This is a genomic window from Mangrovibacillus sp. Mu-81 (assembly GCF_036867415.1).
Lineage (GTDB): Bacteria > Bacillota > Bacilli > Bacillales > Bacillaceae_B > Rossellomorea.
The window spans coordinates 45,001-62,339 of the sequence record NZ_JBAJHU010000016.1; the positions used below are offsets into that span (position 1 = coordinate 45,001).

The 17,339-nt window shown below is 44.4% G+C and carries 20 protein-coding genes and 1 riboswitch; of the genes, 7 read left to right on the forward strand and 13 right to left on the reverse strand.

Annotation, left to right across the window (positions count from 1 at the left end):
* Position 1 precedes the first annotated feature (1 nt).
* Both V6B33_RS20430 and V6B33_RS20435 read left to right on the forward strand, forming a co-directional pair.
* The gene (locus V6B33_RS20430) at positions 2-238 is read left to right on the forward strand and encodes a NifU family protein (protein WP_032086472.1); all 237 of its coding nucleotides are present in this window, start codon (positions 2-4) and stop codon (positions 236-238) included.
* Positions 239-447: 209 nt separating this feature from the next.
* Positions 448-903, forward strand: a complete 456-nt coding sequence (locus V6B33_RS20435; RefSeq protein WP_334219500.1) for a hypothetical protein — start codon at positions 448-450, stop codon at positions 901-903.
* 46 nt (positions 904-949) lie between these two features.
* On the opposite strand, the gene V6B33_RS20440 is transcribed toward V6B33_RS20435, so the two are convergent.
* Both V6B33_RS20440 and yutH read right to left on the reverse strand, forming a co-directional pair.
* A complete protein-coding gene (locus tag V6B33_RS20440) occupies positions 950-1,912 on the reverse strand; it encodes a 2-hydroxyacid dehydrogenase (RefSeq protein ID WP_334219501.1) in 963 nt (320 codons plus the stop codon).
* A gap of 72 nt (positions 1,913-1,984) precedes the next feature.
* Positions 1,985-2,986, reverse strand: a complete 1,002-nt coding sequence (yutH, locus tag V6B33_RS20445) for a spore coat putative kinase YutH (RefSeq protein WP_334219502.1) — start codon at positions 2,984-2,986, stop codon at positions 1,985-1,987.
* Between the two features lie 216 nt (positions 2,987-3,202).
* Between yutH and V6B33_RS20450 the strand changes: the two genes are divergently transcribed.
* A complete protein-coding gene (locus tag V6B33_RS20450) occupies positions 3,203-3,703 on the forward strand; it encodes a phosphatidylglycerophosphatase A family protein (protein ID WP_334219503.1) in 501 nt (166 codons plus the stop codon).
* 193 nt (positions 3,704-3,896) lie between these two features.
* On the opposite strand, the gene V6B33_RS20455 is transcribed toward V6B33_RS20450, so the two are convergent.
* Positions 3,897-4,661 (reverse strand): TIGR01457 family HAD-type hydrolase, encoded by a 765-nt coding sequence (locus V6B33_RS20455; protein WP_334219504.1) that lies wholly within the window; start codon positions 4,659-4,661, stop codon positions 3,897-3,899.
* Between the two features lie 104 nt (positions 4,662-4,765).
* Positions 4,766-5,203 (reverse strand): DUF86 domain-containing protein, encoded by a 438-nt coding sequence (locus V6B33_RS20460; protein ID WP_334219505.1) that lies wholly within the window; start codon positions 5,201-5,203, stop codon positions 4,766-4,768.
* A gap of 127 nt (positions 5,204-5,330) precedes the next feature.
* Between V6B33_RS20460 and V6B33_RS20465 the strand changes: the two genes are divergently transcribed.
* Both V6B33_RS20465 and V6B33_RS20470 read left to right on the forward strand, forming a co-directional pair.
* Positions 5,331-5,600 carry a DUF3055 domain-containing protein gene (locus V6B33_RS20465; RefSeq protein WP_334219506.1) on the forward strand — a complete coding sequence of 90 codons (270 nt, stop codon included), beginning with the start codon at positions 5,331-5,333 and terminating at the stop codon, positions 5,598-5,600.
* A 93-nt stretch (positions 5,601-5,693) separates the two neighbouring features.
* Complete coding sequence (locus tag V6B33_RS20470; RefSeq protein WP_334219507.1) at positions 5,694-6,002, forward strand: cytosolic protein; 309 nt, start codon at positions 5,694-5,696, stop codon at positions 6,000-6,002.
* Between the two features lie 44 nt (positions 6,003-6,046).
* Here the strand turns inward: V6B33_RS20470 and V6B33_RS20475 are convergent, their stop codons facing one another.
* Positions 6,047-6,322, reverse strand: coding sequence for a YutD family protein (locus tag V6B33_RS20475; RefSeq protein ID WP_334219520.1), 276 nt, complete (start codon positions 6,320-6,322; stop codon positions 6,047-6,049).
* 106 nt (positions 6,323-6,428) lie between these two features.
* On the opposite strand from V6B33_RS20475, the gene V6B33_RS20480 reads away from it, so the two are divergent.
* Positions 6,429-7,151, forward strand: coding sequence for a YhcN/YlaJ family sporulation lipoprotein (locus V6B33_RS20480; protein WP_334219508.1), 723 nt, complete (start codon positions 6,429-6,431; stop codon positions 7,149-7,151).
* Positions 7,152-7,262: 111 nt separating this feature from the next.
* Here the strand turns inward: V6B33_RS20480 and lipA are convergent, their stop codons facing one another.
* Positions 7,263-8,183 carry a lipoyl synthase gene (lipA, locus tag V6B33_RS20485; protein ID WP_334219509.1) on the reverse strand — a complete coding sequence of 307 codons (921 nt, stop codon included), beginning with the start codon at positions 8,181-8,183 and terminating at the stop codon, positions 7,263-7,265.
* 231 nt (positions 8,184-8,414) lie between these two features.
* On the opposite strand from lipA, the gene V6B33_RS20490 reads away from it, so the two are divergent.
* Positions 8,415-9,407, forward strand: a complete 993-nt coding sequence (locus V6B33_RS20490) for a M23 family metallopeptidase (RefSeq protein WP_334219521.1) — start codon at positions 8,415-8,417, stop codon at positions 9,405-9,407.
* A gap of 109 nt (positions 9,408-9,516) precedes the next feature.
* Here the strand turns inward: V6B33_RS20490 and V6B33_RS20495 are convergent, their stop codons facing one another.
* From V6B33_RS20495 to V6B33_RS20525, 7 genes are all read right to left on the reverse strand, one after another.
* Positions 9,517-9,624 carry a methionine/alanine import family NSS transporter small subunit gene (locus V6B33_RS20495; RefSeq protein ID WP_334219510.1) on the reverse strand — a complete coding sequence of 36 codons (108 nt, stop codon included), beginning with the start codon at positions 9,622-9,624 and terminating at the stop codon, positions 9,517-9,519.
* Position 9,625: 1 nt separating this feature from the next.
* A complete protein-coding gene (locus V6B33_RS20500; protein WP_334219511.1) occupies positions 9,626-11,152 on the reverse strand; it encodes a sodium-dependent transporter in 1,527 nt (508 codons plus the stop codon).
* Between the two features lie 197 nt (positions 11,153-11,349).
* Positions 11,350-12,837: a flavin monoamine oxidase family protein gene (locus tag V6B33_RS20505; protein WP_334219512.1), complete on the reverse strand. Its 1,488-nt coding sequence runs from the start codon at positions 12,835-12,837 to the stop codon at positions 11,350-11,352.
* Between the two features lie 188 nt (positions 12,838-13,025).
* On the reverse strand, positions 13,026-14,588 hold the full coding sequence (locus tag V6B33_RS20510; RefSeq protein WP_334219513.1) for a Na+/H+ antiporter NhaC family protein: 1,563 nt from the start codon (positions 14,586-14,588) through the stop codon (positions 13,026-13,028).
* A 114-nt stretch (positions 14,589-14,702) separates the two neighbouring features.
* A riboswitch (Lysine riboswitch) is annotated at positions 14,703-14,885 on the reverse strand.
* Positions 14,886-15,044: 159 nt separating this feature from the next.
* Complete coding sequence (gene yunB, locus V6B33_RS20515) at positions 15,045-15,809, reverse strand: sporulation protein YunB (RefSeq protein ID WP_334219514.1); 765 nt, start codon at positions 15,807-15,809, stop codon at positions 15,045-15,047.
* Positions 15,810-15,867: 58 nt separating this feature from the next.
* The gene (locus tag V6B33_RS20520) at positions 15,868-16,980 is read right to left on the reverse strand and encodes an HD-GYP domain-containing protein (RefSeq protein ID WP_334219515.1); all 1,113 of its coding nucleotides are present in this window, start codon (positions 16,978-16,980) and stop codon (positions 15,868-15,870) included.
* A gap of 88 nt (positions 16,981-17,068) precedes the next feature.
* Positions 17,069-17,339, reverse strand: a 271-nt coding sequence (locus tag V6B33_RS20525) for a hypothetical protein (RefSeq protein WP_334219516.1), incomplete at its 5' end; no start/stop codon positions are given.

Genomic DNA, 17,339 nt, shown 5'->3' on the forward strand with positions numbered 1-17,339 from the left:
GATGGCTGATCAAGCGCAATTTGATTCCGTACAGGAAGTACTAGATAAATTACGTCCGTTCCTACTTCGCGATGGCGGAGATTGTGAACTGGTGGACGTGGAAGATGGTATCGTGAAGCTTCGTCTTTTAGGTGCATGCGGAAGCTGCCCAAGTTCAACAATCACACTTAAAGCTGGTATTGAACGTGCACTAGTCGAAGAAGTACCAGGAATCGTTGAAGTAGAACAAGTATTTTAATGTAACCTGCACTGGATGACTCAATCTGATGAGTCATCCTTTTTTTGTCCTGATAAACTCTTTCTCTGTATCTTGGGTTTCGTTGGCACATTCAAAAATGTAAGTAAATACCATTATTTCCATTAGTTTTTAGAGGCATTCTGTTTCTTTTTATCCATATACATTTTATAATAACGAAGATTTGGATTATAAGGGGAGAAAGAGAAGGATTGACTAGAGCGAGATTTCAAAATGTTGTTGATGAGATGTTAGGCCGTCTGGATCGTGAACTTGATGTGGTGTTAGAGGATGCTTTCCCCGGGAAGCGTTTAGTCGGGGGGAAATACAGTATGGGCACCCAATCCATTACAATGTTCATGGAAGATGTCACTGAGCAATGTCTTCGGCTGTTTCCTGAGGGTGAATTATTATTAGATTATTTCAAAGTCGTTTTTGCCCATGAACTGGGGCATGCTTATGACAAAGAGCTTGTAGATTTAGCCCATAAATTGGATGGTGCCGATGGTTCGGAAAGAAATCGGCTGATGCTGCAAATTGAAGAAAATGCCTGGATATTTGCCCGTTCCATATTACCGGATCTTGCCCTTTCTTTTGTGGAAGAAATCGAGAGCCAGTCATTAGCTCCATATTACCTGGCTGTTGAAAAAGATCTGGTCCCTGCATAATGGCAGTTAAAAACACGCATGAATGACATGCGTGTTTTTTGTGCTTTTATTCTACCCTCGTCTTAGGCTTGTCCCCTTTTAAAACGGCCTGGATATTCTCCACGCAGAGATTCATCATCGCATGGCGGGTTTCGGTTGAAGAGCTTGCGATATGAGGCAGCGTGACGACATTGTCCAAGGATAGCAGCGGATGATCGGGATCGATTGGTTCAGTCACAAACACATCGAGTCCCGCACCTGCGATTTCACCTGTTTTCAATGCTTCAGTCAACGCTTCCTCGTCCACGATCGGACCACGTGCAGCATTGATGAAGAAGGCCGATTTCTTCATGGCTTGAAATTGTTCTTTCTGGAATAATCCATGTGTTTCCGGTGTAAGCGGGGCAAGGACCACGACAAAATCAGATTTGCCCAGAAGCTCGTCCAGGGATGCATATTCCGCTCCCAGTACTTCTTCCGCATGCGGCTTCCTGGAACGGTTATGATAAAGGACTTCCATGTCAAATCCCTTCGCTCTTCTGGCTACCGCTTCTCCTATATTCCCCATCCCGACGATTCCGATGGTTTTATGATGGACATCCGCCCCGGCCAGCAGGAGCGGGGACCAGCTTTTCCATTGTCCCTCTTTGATATAGCGGTCTGCCTCGACGATCCTGCGTGCAGCCGTCATCAATAAAGCAAAGGTTAGGTCAGCCGTCGTATCGGTGAGAACGTCCGGGGTATTACAAATGACCACTCCTTTTTGCTTTGCAGCTTCGAGATCCACGTTATCGTATCCGACTGCGAGGTTGGCAACAACCCTGAGTGCGTCTGCATGCTCAAGAAGTTCTTCATTCACTTTATCCGACAGCATGGTGAGCAGTGCCGAAGCCTTTTGGGATTTCTGAAGCAGTATATCCCTTGGAACCGGGACATCCTCCCTCTCCCACATTTCCACTTGATACTCCTGTTTTAACGGTTCGACTGCATCCTGGGGTAATTTCCTTGTGATATAAATAAATGGCTTCATAGAGTATCCCTGCCTTCGTACGATTTCCTTTTAGTGTAACACACAAAGGCTTTCAGTGATGTTTAGAAGAAATTACAGCCATGTCACCAACGGAATTCCCCACTTTTTCACAGGAACCTCTGACAGGTGGTAAAAATCAGACAGGAAAGACTCATAGTGCTGAGAATTTTTCAAATAGCGTTCCAGTTTATCCTCTGCCGTTTTTTTCTGTTGATCGGTTTGTGAGATATAGTATTCCTCAATACATTCAAAGTAATGGAGCGGGAACAGTACCCTCGAGTATAGCAGTCTCCAGGCGAAAGGAGAAAGCGGTGCAACCGTTTCGTATTCTCGCAGGAATTCCTGCATTCCGGGGTGGAAGGTCTGGCTTTTCTTGAAATATTGCTCCCTCACCCATTCCGCAAGATCCCTGCTCGCGTGATCGAATACCCAGTGAAACGGAAAGTGAATACAGGTTTCGGTTCCCCATGTGCCGTGGCCGAAGCGTTCGTGGCAGATCGTACCGGCGTCTTCCGGTTTCGGATCTTCATCGAGTTCTGTATCGACCAAATACTGAATGGCGTTTTCGGATAATGCATTATAGTATGGATAACTCTCGACGAAACGGCGTTCAAACTCATCGGCCGGCTGATTCTCGAGCACACTGAAATAGGCTTTTTCCAGCTGGGACAGTCTTCTCTCCCAAAGCCCTTTCCATTGTCCCATCCTGCTGATTTTCTCCACCTTTTCTTCGAATAACCTGCCGCGAAAATGAAATTTGCCAAGTTTCCTGCCCATTTTACTGTCTGCTGCAAGAGGGAGTTCTTCATTCCGTACAACCACATAATCCTGGTTTCGCTCCGTTACGAGATAACGGCCTTCAGTACTCTGGACGAACGAAGAAACATATCGGTCCCCTTGCGACTTCATGTGCTCTGTCAATTTAAACAATTCCACTAATGTTTCCTGTTCCACATTTGAAACGCCGGCAATACTATATAGTGACCCCCCCGCCATATAGCGGTCCATCACACCGTCAAAGAAGGCGCGCTCAGGGTTCAATCCAAAATGCTTCATCAAAATTTCATGGGACATATAACTCTCTCCAATCTTATATACAAGCGGATCTGAAAAATGGCCGCTGTATTTAAATTTTCCATGAATCCATCTATTTAAGGAATATCCTCTTGTACCAATGGGCAAGAATGAGGATAGAAGCTATTATTATGTCTATTTTTAAAAAGGTTATCATATGAGTAAAACAAGGCTCTGTCTCTTGAATAATATTTATATACAGAAAAGGTGAATAGGATGAAGGACAAAAAATCAATGGATGTATTAAAAGAAACTTCACGAAGATGGCTTCACGAAAGAGGAGTCGAGATTGAAGACATCGCAAAATTAGTCATGTACCTTCAACAGAAATACCATCCTGACCTGGAGATGGGAGAATGCATTTATAACGTGGAAAGAGTGTTGACGAAACGCGAAGTCCAAAATGCCATTCTCACTGGAATTCAATTAGACCGGTTAGCTGAAAAGAAAATGCTGGAAGAGCCCCTGCAATCGATTGTAGAAGTAGATGAAGGGTTGTATGGTGTAGATGAGATCCTTGCCTTCTCCATTGTGAATGTGTATGGGTCGATCGGCTTTACGAATTATGGATTCATTGATAAACAAAAACCGGGTATTCTTGAAAAGCTGAACGATAAAAACTCCGGGAAATGCCACACGTTCCTCGATGACATCGTAGGCGCCATCGCCGCTGCTGCCTCAAGCCGCCTGGCACACCGGAATGAATGCCGGGAATAGTCGATAGATTCGGGTCGGGCAGCGATTTTTTTTTAAGGAAGGATCATTGCATTACGACCCACGGGAAATTTCAATCGTAAAAAAAGAACCTGTCAGGATAGAAGATCACTTCCCTCCCTGACAGGTTCTTTGATGACTATATAGCAACTGTGAGCGTATCATCGGCAGAATGATTGTCTGCAGTATTTTTCTTTTATATTTCCCATTCATCCAGTGTATTGATTGCATAGGTTGGCTGCTCATCCATTTTTTTAAGCAATTCTTTTGTTGTAACGCCTGTATGGACGAGGAGTGTATCAAGCCCCGCATTCATGCCTGCCTTAATGTCCGTGTCATAATTATCTCCAACCATCAGTGTATCTGCTTTCGCAACCCCTAATACTTCCAGAGCCTGTTCCATGATGATGGATTCCGGTTTACCGATGAAAATTGGCTCAGTCTGAGTCGATACCGTCACCACAGAGGTTAGCGAACCATTGCCCGGCAGCAGTCCTCTCTCAGTCGGGATGGCAATATCTCCATTTGTTGAAATGAATGTGGCTCCATTACGCACCCCAAGGCAGGCGAGGGCCAGTTTCTCATACGTAATGTCCCGGTCAATACCGACGACTACATAGTCCGGCTCTTCATCCTGAAGCTTGATCCCTTTGTCCTCCAAGGCATAACGGATGCCTTCTTCCCCAATTACATAGGCTGTGCTGCCCTGCTTACGCTCTGCGATAAATTGTGCCGTCGCCATAGACGTCGTGAACACCTGTTCTTTAGAAGCAGATATCCCGAAATCCTTCAGCTTTGCAGCCACCTGCTCGGGGCGACGGGATGAGTTGTTTGTGACAAATAAATAAGGCAGTCCCTTATCCTTCAGCCTCTGTACAAATTCACCCGCTTCCTTTATCACTTCTTTCCCCCGGTACATCGTTCCGTCCAAATCGATTAAATATCCTTTATATTGTTTCATGGTGAACCTCCTGAGCTTTATGTATTGTAGTATGATGATCATCGCCGGAATGAATCCGGGAATAAGAAAACGCTTTCTCTATATAGAAAGCGTCGTCCTCAAGACTAGTTTTTAAATGCTGATACCGGACCCAGTTCATTTTCTAAATAACTTCGGATCTTCGCCGGAAATTGTTCCAATGTAGAATGTACTTCACTAAGAATATGCAGAAGATTGCGATGATCAACCTTCGTGTATTCTTGAACGAGCACTTTACGCAGTTCGATCAAACGTTTTAAATCACCGCTCATCGATCCATCTATAACCTTTTCATCCAGCAGGATATCAATAATGTCTTCATAGCTGCCGGGATCTCTCATAATAAAGCCGTCGATCATACTATTTCCCACATCAAGTACCGATTCAATCAATGTATGAGCGATCCGTTCGAGTGCAAGTTTCCGGGTTGTGGAATCCCACACTGACTGGCTGTTTACTATGCTCAGCTGATCATTCATATAGATCAGGATCTCTTCGATTTTTTCTCTGTCCACGAAATACATATACTTCACCTCTTCTGAATGACATCCAATTATATTTTAACATAATTTCCTCCCCCTCAATATAGTTGCGTTCACAGTGCATTTTGTTATGATGAAGAAAGCTGACTAAATGAGAGGAGGAAATGTGATGACGGAACGATTTTATTTATACGATGATGCGGAAGAGACAAAAACCCGCTTTGTAAGCTTTATGGGGGAAAATCAGCGCTACGACCTGGCCATCACCCGGACCGAAAGATATTATGGTAAATCACTCGTTCTCGACCTTCAGGGGAGCCGCTTCTCCATCATCGGCCGTGATGACCTCGATGAACCCGGTTACTTGGAAAGCGTCTACAAACTTACGCCAGAAGAAGCTGCAGAGCTCAGGGAGTTTTTGAGTGAGACGATTATGTAGGGTGCTGGGTCCGCCTGCATGATACGGATGAATTTCCGCGCATGAACCTCTTCAGCCTCTCACATACTACGCATAAGAAAGGTGGGAGATAGAATGAAGAAAAAGCATGATACCCGTGACAAGGAAGAAGAAGTGTACAGCGATTTTTCCAATGTTGAAACTCAACGGAATTTCCTTGTTCCCGAGACGCTTCCGGAAGGACCTTACGGAGCTCCGCGCGGAAAATATACTCCTGTGGAAAACAAGAGCACGGAATGGGAAGAAGGGCAGCGTTATTACAGTGCGTTCAACTATGAGAATAAGTCCCTTCATCAGGATATCCCCCGACAGGAACCTGGTTCCCATCCGGTACACGCAGATCCGGAGAGAAATGAAGAGCCTCCTTATACTGAAAATGAGTAATAAAAAGGAACATCTCTTCCTAATGAGATGTTCCTTCATTCCTCTTACTTATTCACTTTTTTCAGAAGAAAATAGGCACATCCGAAGTTGCAATACTCATAAAGATAATCTTTATGCGTATTCACCTTGGTGTCAAAGGACGCCTTCTGATTCTGATCATCGAAAAAGCCTTTCAGGCGTAATTGGCCATATCCCCAGTCGCCAAGGATATAATCATATTTATTTAAAATGTCGCTGTATCTCTCTTTGAATGCTTCTTCGTTAAATCCATCCCTGAATTCTTCCACGATTTCATAGCAAATATTTTGCACACAGATCATTCCATCCACCCTCTTTCTTCCTTATCCTTACTTTAAATTATAACGGATTGTCCATTAATTACTACGAAAAATTATAAATTGAGATGGTCACCCTAACAAATAGGGGGTGTTTCAATTGAACAAGTATATACTCGGTACGACTGTATTGAGCTTTGCTTTATTCGGTGCCGCCTGCAACGGAATCGATAAAGCGAACGAAGATATGTTTCACGATAACGGTAACACTATAAATGTCAACGATCAGGAAGAGCTGTACAATGAAGATGTCAGCAAAGATTCTAAACGAAACGGGGAAGATTTCGGATTTGTCCGACAGCAGAAAAGCCCTGTTCAGGGACAATCCATTTCGAATGATAATATGTATCGTTTAGACCGGGAGAAGGTTGCCGACACCATCAGTAAAATGAGCGTAGCCATACCAAATGTCGATGACTGTGCAACCCTCATCACCGATGAAGAGGTATTGATCTCTTATAAAACGGATAAAAAAGATAAGGATGCCCGTTTTAATGTAGCGGATCAGGTGAAGAAAACGGCGATGTCCGTCATCCCCCGGTGGTACCATGTTTATGTAACGGATGACCCTAATTTGATGCAGAATGTGGAAAATCTCTCAAAAATGGATAGTGACAGTAAAAACGTCAATACGGCCATAGATGATACGATTAACCAAATGCTGAAAGCTTCACCTCAAGGGAAAGCGATTGATGCAGGTGAAAATGCCAACGGAGAAATGATTGACGAACAATATACGGGTGAAGATGACGTTCATCAAATCAATAAGGATCGTCAAAAACGTTCTGACAAATCAGAAACGATGGTGGACTGACACTCATTTACGACTATTCTTGTGAGTGATATAGGCTCAGTTCCGGGTCCAATAGCTTTTAAAAAAGGACTGACTAAGAGAGACATCTCATTAAGTCAGTCCTTGCTTTTTTTATGCCTGCTGTTTCAGTTCTTTCTCGCCCGCAGCCTGTTTCGCTTTCGCAGCTGCGTTAACCTGCTCATCCGCATGGTATGAAGAACGTACAAGCGGTCCAGCTTCACAATGGCTGAAGCCTTTTTCCATTGCCGCTTCTCGCAGTTCTGCGAATTCATCCGGATGGTAGTATTTCTGAACTTTCAAGTGTTTCTTTGTTGGCTGCAGATATTGACCGAGTGTCACAATATCCACACCACTTTCACGAAGGTCGTCGAACGTTTCCAGAATTTCTTCCTTCGTTTCCCCGAGTCCAACCATGATGCTTGATTTCGTCGGGATATCAGGATTCAATTCTTTCGCACGGCGCAGGAATTCGAGTGTACGGTCATAGGTCGCGCGGGCACGGACTCTAGGCGTCATTCGGCGAACGGTTTCAATATTGTAGTTCATGATATCGGGTTTGCTGTCCATCAGAGTTTTGATGTTGTCAAATACCCCGCCCATGTCAGAAGGAAGTACTTCAATGGATGTAAATGGACTTTTACGTCTGATCGCACGAACAGTTTCAGCGAACACCTGCGATCCGCCGTCTTTTAAATCGTCACGGGCAACAGCTGTGATGACCACATGTTTCAGATTCATCAATTGAACAGAATCCGCTACTCGTTCAGGTTCTTTAAGATCAAGTTCGTTCGGCAAACCTGTCTTCACTGCACAGAAGCGGCATGCACGCGTACAAATATCCCCAAGAATCATGAATGTGGCAGTTCTTCTCGTACCCCAGCACTCATGGATATTGGGACATTTTGCTTCTTCACAAACGGTGTGAAGATTCTTTTCACGCATCATTTTTTTCAGACCCGTATAATTATCGTTCGTATTTAGTTTGATCTTAAGCCATTCCGGTTTACGAACATACTCATCTTTCTTCGTCATACCCCTCATCTCCAATCCTAATATTTCCTGATTTAGGCAAAGAGTGAAACACTTATTAATCGTTCATTCTATGTAAATAAAGCCATCATCAATATACTTCTTTTGTCACTTTATCATACTAAAAAAATGAAAACAAGCATGTACCTCTATTACCATTTATTGATGATTATGATTCCAGCCGCTCGTAACAAACTAAAGATAGAACTCTAAGTTGGAGGGATTGACTTGTATATACGATTAATACTGACTTTGACAATCCTTTGCTTCCTTACCAGCCCTGTTCAGGCACATGCCGCAGAGCAATTGTCAGAGGAACAAATACACACGAAACGCATGGAATTATTTCAAAAAAGTGAAACACTCACTCATATTCCCTGGTATTATCTTGCAGCAGTCGATCAATACGAACGCAGTTTGCGATTCGCGCGAAAAGATAGGGAAAAGCCCTCCTCTTTGATCTCCATTTATATTGATAGTGAGAAATGGGCAGGACCTTTAAATCCACATCTCCAAGATGATAACCCGAAGACGATTTCCCTCTTCAACGGATTCGGAAGGGACGGCGACTATGACGGAAAAGCAAGTATCAAGAGTGATGAAGACATTATGGCTGCCTTCACTGATTATGTCCTGCAGTACGGGACAGATCGTGATAACTTCAAGCTTGCTTTATGGGATTATTACAAACGTGATAAGACAGTCAGCATCATTATGGGCAAGGCAAAGATTTACAAGCATTTCGGTACGATTCATCTCAATGATAAAGCATTCCCCCTCCCGCTCAGATCCAATTACAGCTACCGTAATACGTGGGGTGATGCCCGGGGATGGGGCGGTCGCCGAATCCATGAAGGCACTGACCTGTTTGCGGACTATGGTGTTCCTGTAAGGGCGACCTCATACGGCATCATTGAAATGAAGGGTTGGAACCGCTATGGGGGATGGAGAATAGGGATCAGGGATATAAATAACACGTATCACTATTTCGCCCATCTAAGCGGTTTTTCCGATAACCTGAAAGTTGGACAGGTAGTCGAGCCGGGAATGGTGATCGGGGGAGTCGGCAGCTCAGGTTACGGCCCACCGGGAACTTCGGGGAAATTCCCCCCTCATCTCCACTATGGAATGTACAAGGACAACGGTTTGACGGAATGGTCCTTCGATCCCTATCCGCACCTTCGTCAGTGGGAACGCCAAGACCGAATCAAAAGCAGGAAGAGATAACGAAGGCCCGTCCCGCACCGCTTTATAGTTAAAGCCATGCGGGACGGGCCTTTAATGAAGTAAAGAAAAATGCAGACGGCGGGTCCGCACCCGATCGTCTGCATGGTGATTATTGTGCTTTTTTAGATTTGGAAACGGCGTTAGCAATACTGGCTGCCATTCCTCCCCAGATAATGACGATACCTACAATCATCATGATGATGGCACTTCCACTCATATTAGCTAACCTCCTTATAGCTCTCGGCTTCTGTTTTTTTGCTCCAGCGCTTAAAGCTTAATACAATACCAATGATTAATGCAAAGGCTGCTACTGACCAGCCTCCGTATACAATGAAAGCATCCGAATATCCTTCGTAGTTACCTGTCTCAGAATCAAATTCTTTAAGAAGATTCATCTTGAACAGGCCGAACATCATCCATCCAAGTACGATCGGTGTAATGACACCAAGACATACTTTCCACCAGCCGCCAAGCTGGATATCCGAAATTCCATTTGCATGGCCCTTGAATGTATCAAGCTTCCGTAATAACCAAACGACTACGACGACTTCGACCAATCCGATGAATGCAACCCCAAACTGGTTAATAAAATAGTCTGCTGCGTCAAGGAAGTATAAACCGCCTTGTGTGGCAAACAGAATGGAAATCAATGCAGAAAGTCCGCCGCCAAATGCAACAGCTTTATTTCGGGAAATTCCGAATTTCTCTGAAATGGCTGCTACATACGTCTCTGAAATCGAGATCAATGACGTTAATCCGGCAAGAACCAACGATGCAAAGAATAAGAAACCAAATAAGCCGTTTAGTGCAGGGAATTCATTGATGATCTGCGGGAAGACGACAAATGCCAGGCCAACACCGCCGCTTACAACTTCCTCCACGCCCAACCCTTGAGATTGAGCCATGAATCCCAGTGCCGCGAATACTCCGATACCGGCAAGAAGCTCGAATCCAGAGTTACTGAATCCAGTGATAAAGGCATTATTCGTAATATCTGACTTCTTCGGAAGATAACTTGAATAAGTGATCATAATTGCGAAAGCGATTGATAAACTGAAGAAAATCTGGCCATAAGCCGCTACCCATACATCCGGGCTCATAATCTTACTGAAATCAGGTGCGAAGAAAGCATCCAGGCCTTCAAGGGCTCCAGGTAATGTAACAGCTCTGATCACGACGATTAAGAATAAGACAACAAGTGCAGGGATGAAAATTTTATTCGCTACTTCAATACCCTTTTTAACACCTTTGAATAAGATCCCCAGAGTCACGATCCATACAAGCACCAGAGGAAGGAAAACCCCGCCTACTACGCTTCCGGTCTGTCCCGGATCGACTGAGAGTTTCAAATATTCACCGAATAAAAAGCCTTCTGTGTCAGTCCCCCAGTTCTGGTTGAAAGAAAAGACACTGTAAGACATCGCCCATGCAATAATGACTGCATAATAGGTCGATATGACAAATGCAACGAGAACTTGCCACCATCCAAGCCATTCTGCCTTTTTATTCATACGGAAATAAGATAATGGTGCTGATCCGCGATACTTATGACCTATAGTAAATTCCAATACAAGTAATGGAATACCTGCAGTTAAAAGAGCAAAGAGATAAGGAATGAAGAATGCCCCTCCCCCATTCTCATATGCCACTGCCGGAAAACGCCAAATGTTCCCCAACCCGATGGCAGAGCCTACTGCAGCCATGATAAATCCTGCTCGTGTTCCAAACTGGGCACGATTTTCCATCTTGGTTCCCCCAATCTTTTCAACTACCAATAAAAAGGTAATTGAAATTTTTATATTTTCAGATTATTTAATCTAAAATCAGTATAGCTAGTTCTAGGACAATTGTCAAAGTAAAATTTTGATATTTGGGAGGCATTCTTGTTTTTGTGGTTCGAATTGCCCATTCCAGATAGTTTGATTAGCTCCATTCATGTGGCTTAGGAATATTTGTCTTGCCGATATTGAACCTCATAAGCCGTCCTGATCCCCGATTCAACCGCTCCCTCTATCCATCCATGAAAAGATGAGGTATGCTCACCGGCAAAATGAAGCCTGCCCTCTGATTTCCTGGTGATTTCATCAAAATATTTCTGCTGCTGCGGTGTAAATAGGGTGAAACAGCCGGCAGAATAAGGATTTTGACTCCAGTTGAACCAGACAGCCTGGATGAATTCCCTATATACGATATTTCCATATATCTTGGCCAGATCTTTAAGGACGATGCGAACGAGCTCTTGATTGGGGACACTGTTCCATAAAGAAGCATCATTCCCCCAGCTGTAACTTGCAAGCATCACTCCCGGACCGCATGATCCAATACCATGGCTTGGGATATAACTGAACTTAACTGGCCGGTCACTGGTGAGATTGCCCACCCCAAGCTTCTCCCAAAACCGAGTTTTGAACTCGACTCCTATCTTTACTGCCTGTACATTGTTCACTTCCCTAATGGCCTGCCACTTATTAAAAGAAATCGAATCATAGGGAACCACATCCACGAATTGTAAGACTGTGAATGGCATAGTGACAATGGCGTAATCACCCCTGTAACAGAATGTCCTTCCTGTATTGGGATTCAAAGCTTCAACACAGACCCCATCTGCTCCCTGGATGATCTTCGTCACTTTCCGGTTGAGTTTGATCTCATTTTGCAATTCGCAGATGAATGAACGCGGGAGCCGATCATTCCCTCCTGTGATTTCATAGAATGAAGTATTTTCACTGAATATCGGATAGATGATATCTGTTATTATGTCTATAAAAGAGAATCCAGGAAATCCTTCTATCCCCAGTAAGACGCCGATTTTTCGGATGGCATTGTCCGAAAGTGATTTTCCGAGCGGGTTGTCAGCCAAAAAATCGCCTATTGAATACATGGCGTATTGCTTCTTTAATTCCTCCCGTTGTGCCGGGGTGCTGCTTGAATATAGATCAAAGAAGGGCTGGGTCGCTTCGAGAAAAAGCTCGGTTGCTGTTTTTCCTTTTTCATCTTCTTCAAGAGGAAATCTCAGGATATCAGGATTTTTCTTATATTCCTCTTGTGTCGTCAGGACATTGTTAGCATAAATCAGATCGTTCGGTGATGAATTTATAAAGCGATTGACCGGGAGATTAAAACGCTTGATGTATTCGAAGACCAATCGATGATTGCCGGGGATCCGCATGGCTCCAAAGTCCAGGTAGTTTCCGCAAGTGAACGGCTCCCTCACTGTATAGACCCTTCCACCTATCCGGTTGTTTCCTTCCAGTATCGTCACTGTATGACCTGCCCTTTTAAGCAGGGAGGCAGCCACCAGTCCGGCCATGCCTCCTCCTAAGATAAGAACATGTTTAGGCTTGGAAGTTTGTTGAAACCCATTCCGTATGATATACAATAAATCGTCGGGATAGTTTAAATCTTCATAGTCTTCTACCTTTGTCAACAAATCAATCCCCCCTTTTCTCCTATTCATATGAATAAGAAGGTGATGGTAGAATATGGGGAATGACTCATTTTCACTGTCAATGGTGATCGGCTTCGGCTTTGCCCTGTTATCCCTCCATTGCTTACACTTGGATGCAGTTGAAACACAAAAAAACCAGAAGCGACTGCCTCTGGTTTTTTGTATAACAATTATTGCGAAACGGCTGATTCGGTATTTTTTCCTTTAATAAAGCCGATCCCCACCACCAGCACAATCACTGTGATTAATCCAAGCAGCGTGCTTCCGGTGAAACCGAGTACAAGATAACCGATCGTTGCAGCTAATGCACCAATGAGCGCATATGGAAGCTGTGTGAGTACATGGTCTATATGGTTGCTTCCTGCACCTGTGGAAGAAAGGATGGTTGTATCGGAAATCGGTGAACAATGGTCTCCAAGAACCGAACCTGCCAACACTGCTGCCATTGCAGGAAGTAATACACTGACATCTGTCGCAGCTGCAATTTCCCCAGCAATCGGCAGAAGAATTCCGAAAGAACCCCATGAAGTTCCTGTAGAGAATGCCATGACTCCCGCTACCAGGAACAACAGCACAGGCAGGAATTCAACAGGCATGTCTGATTTTTCTACCAGACCTGCTAAATACGTCCCTGTTTGCAGTTCATCGATGAGCGTTACAATTGCCCAAGCGAAGATCAGGATATATACCGCAGGGAGCATCGATTTGATCCCTTCTACGACGGCTGTCCCGACGGCACTCCCTTCCACACCCTTCAAACTTACTTGACGGAAGAATAGAATGAATGCAATCGCAAGTGCGAATAAGCTTCCATATAACAATGATTTGGTAACATCCGTGTTCTCAAATACCGGCAGGATATCAAAAGAACCGACTGCTTTATACCCTGTCCAGAGCATCATTCCGACTGTTCCTACAACAAGTGCGATGATCGGCCAAGCCAGATCACCAACTGTCCCTTTAGAACTTACAGGCAGATCGTTCTTAAGTTCTCCGGGGATATCCTTATCCGGATCATATAGGTTTCCTGTTGTGATCGCTCTGTCTTCATGCTCTTTCATTTTCCCGAAATCAAATCCTCTGTATGCCACAACCAATACCAAAAGAAGAGCTGCCCATACATACAGGTTCATCGGGATCATTTGTATGAATGCAGAGAATGCTGTGTATTCCGTGATGCTGTGAGTGGCAAGGATTGAGCCGATGATTCCGATGATATATGCTCCCCAGCTTGATACCGGCGAAACGACACAGACCGGAGCCGATGTTGAGTCGATGATATACGCGAGTTTTGCACGTGAAATCTTGTGACGGTCCGTGATTGGCCTTGAAACCTGTCCGACCGCAAGAGCATTGAAATAGTCATCAATAAAAATAATGATACCTAATACGGCTGCCAATAATTGTGCGCCTCTTCTTGTCTTCACGCGTTTCATCGCCCATTCACCGAATGCGCGGCTGCCGCCCGAGATGTTGACGAAAGCGGTGATGACGCCAAGAATCAATAAAAATAGAATGATGTACACATTCCAGGTATTCAATTCTCCGTCTGCGACAAAGATGCCCTTGACGGCTTCCCATACCTTTGTGAATGTGCCCGTAATGGAGAAATCTGTGATAAGAAGTGCTGAAGCGATGATCCCTACACCCAGAGAAAGCAGTACGCGTCTCGTCAGGATAACCATAAGGATGGCTAAAAGGGGTGGGATGATTGAATAAATCGTGTTTTCCATAATGTCCTCCTCCTAGTTGACAGGGGGGAACCTCATAGCATGACAGAGGAATAAAAAAAGGTAATGATAGAGGATCCTATCATTACCTTTAATGAGTAATGTAAGTGCTCCATCACGATCTGTAGCTCCCCATCATAGAGTATCCCCTATAATGACAGTGTTACCCTTGTTCAAGATAACCCCAGCAAATATACTTCTGACAAGCATATCTACTTCGGCAAAGGTTCCCTTTCATCTGTTGTCTCAGTTGTCATCCTCAAACAGCTTACTCTTGAACCCTGCACCTCTACCCCATCGGATTGATGATGTGGTTATAATATTAAAATTTCCTTACTTAATATATCAAACTATCACAAGTTTGACAACTTTTTTGTCGAATAGATGCTAGTGCAGGTTGTACCATCCTTGATTGCTGCAATTGATTTCCGTGGAAGCATTTGCTTTCCGCGGGTGTCATCAGTTCGTCGGGATTTCGATGGATGGCGATGTGCCGTCGCCGCTGTTATTGAAGAACTGCGGTACGTCCAGATGAACGGTATCCATGGCGATCAATACGTCCTGTTTAATGGTTTCCGTTTTCGTTGCAAACGGGATGATGATCTGGACATTCACGGTAAGGGTCACATAGACCTTGACGAGGGCGTTGTTTATTCCGAACTCCTCTACCGTATGTTTAATGTCGGAACGCACGTCCCCGATCGCATGGAATCTGATTGGAACCTTTGGCCCCAAGTTCCCGAGCAGGGCATTGTTTGTCGCCTGACCGAGCGGGACCGAGTAGACGATTCCTTCATCCGCTTTCGTGCCTTCTTCATCGATTTCCACGTCTGTGATATATTCCAGGTTTTCAATATTCCCTTTTTCGGCTTCCTTTAAATATAATTGTACTAAATTAGTGATTTCCCCCTGTACCCGGTTGATATTCTGTGTGTTGAAGCTGAGAGAGACCACCTCCCCTTCTTCATTTTTCACTTCTTCGGTTATCTCTTCCAACTCAATGGAACCGGCTACCTTCTTGTTGATTGCTTTATTGATGACCATCGTCCCGATTCTGCTCGTCTGGGTTTCTGCATAAGCAAGCAGGGTCGGTTTCAATCCAAGGTTGACGATCCAAAGCCCTGCACCCGTGGAAAAGACGAAGAATACGATGGTGATGATCATCACGTGGCGAAAAGGCAGCGGCCCTCCTTTTCGGGGTATGTGTGTTTTGAATCTGGACAAAAAAATCCCCCCTTACAAGCTATTCTTATGCTCTCTAAGGAGGGTTTAACGCAAAAACTTATTTTATTTTACTTGATTCAGGTTCATAATCTGCATCAAAACCGGTGATGACCTTATCAAGTTCGGTCCGCAGATCCAAATTATATGGACGATAAAGTTCTTTCCCATTCTCTTCAATCACTCTTATGACAGGACGGTCTGTCAGCCCCTTATTCTGCCCGGTGACGATCCCTTTCTTCCCGTCATTCAATTCGACGACCATCCCATTTGGATAAATTGCAACGGATCTCCTGAAGGCTTCGATGACATTCTTATCAAATAAGGAACCTGAGCCCGCGTAAAGGATTTCCAACGCTTCATGCGGCAGCATCGCTTCGCGGTAAACCCGATTGGATGTCATCGCATCGAAGACGTCTGCCACTGCAATGATTTTTGCAAAGGGATGGATATCTTCCCCTTTTAATCCGCGCGGGTAACCCGAACCGTCCAATCTCTCATGATGCTGATAGGCGCAATGAGCCACCATCAGTGAAATGGACTGCAGTTTTCGAAGAATCTCAAAGCCGTGTTCGGTATGTTTCTTGACTTCCAGAAACTCCTCTTCAGTCAGCCTTCCCGGTTTCATAAGAATCTCTTCAGATACCAACATTTTCCCCACATCATGAAGGATGGCTCCAATGCCGATTTCTTCCAGCTGTCTTGGGGAAAGATTCAGCTCGATCCCGATTGAAAGTGTATATAATGTCACATTGAATGAATGGTGAAATACGTAAGAATCATAGGTGAAGATATCCGTCAGAACAGTAAGCAAATCCTCATTTCCCTTTACTTCCCTCAACACGACAGCAATAATATCCTTCAGCTGTTTGGCACTGTCCTCAAGTACGACCAAATTCTGTGGCATCTTCGCTTCATTAATCCTGCTGAACACATTCTCGATACCGGCAACCGCTTCCTGTCTTACCCTGCTGGGTACAGACTCCGTCACCTTTATCCCGTTGGAAAGCGAGTCTTCAATATAAACATATTGAACATTCAGCTCCTGCAGCCTGAATATCATACGTTCCGTGATTGCAACGTTTTCCTGGATCAACGCATGTCCTCTTGCATTATATACAGTTGTCGCCATAACCATCCCAGGTCGCAAAGCCCTGCTTGATATCAGCCTCATCTAATTCTCCTATGTAATTCCTTCATATTTCGACATTTTTTACTAATACCTCCATTATAATGGATAAAAAGTGTGTTGCAAGCTGTATTTATGCAAAATATAGTAAATATTCACGAAAGAATATTGATGAAGGAAAAAAGAGTAGTTGTATATGCAGGCTGAAATCGAAGAAATGCGGAGGCGGCTCGCTCAGGCCCGACAAGCATAAGATGAATGGGCTGAGAAGGCGTTTTTTTGCCTTCTTGGACCATTTAGCTTTTGACCTCGAGGGCCTAGCCGCCGGAGCTGGACAAATAGAAAAGCGGAGGCGGCTCGCCCAGAGGCGACAAGCATAAGGCAGGGCAGCCATAAAGGCGCTT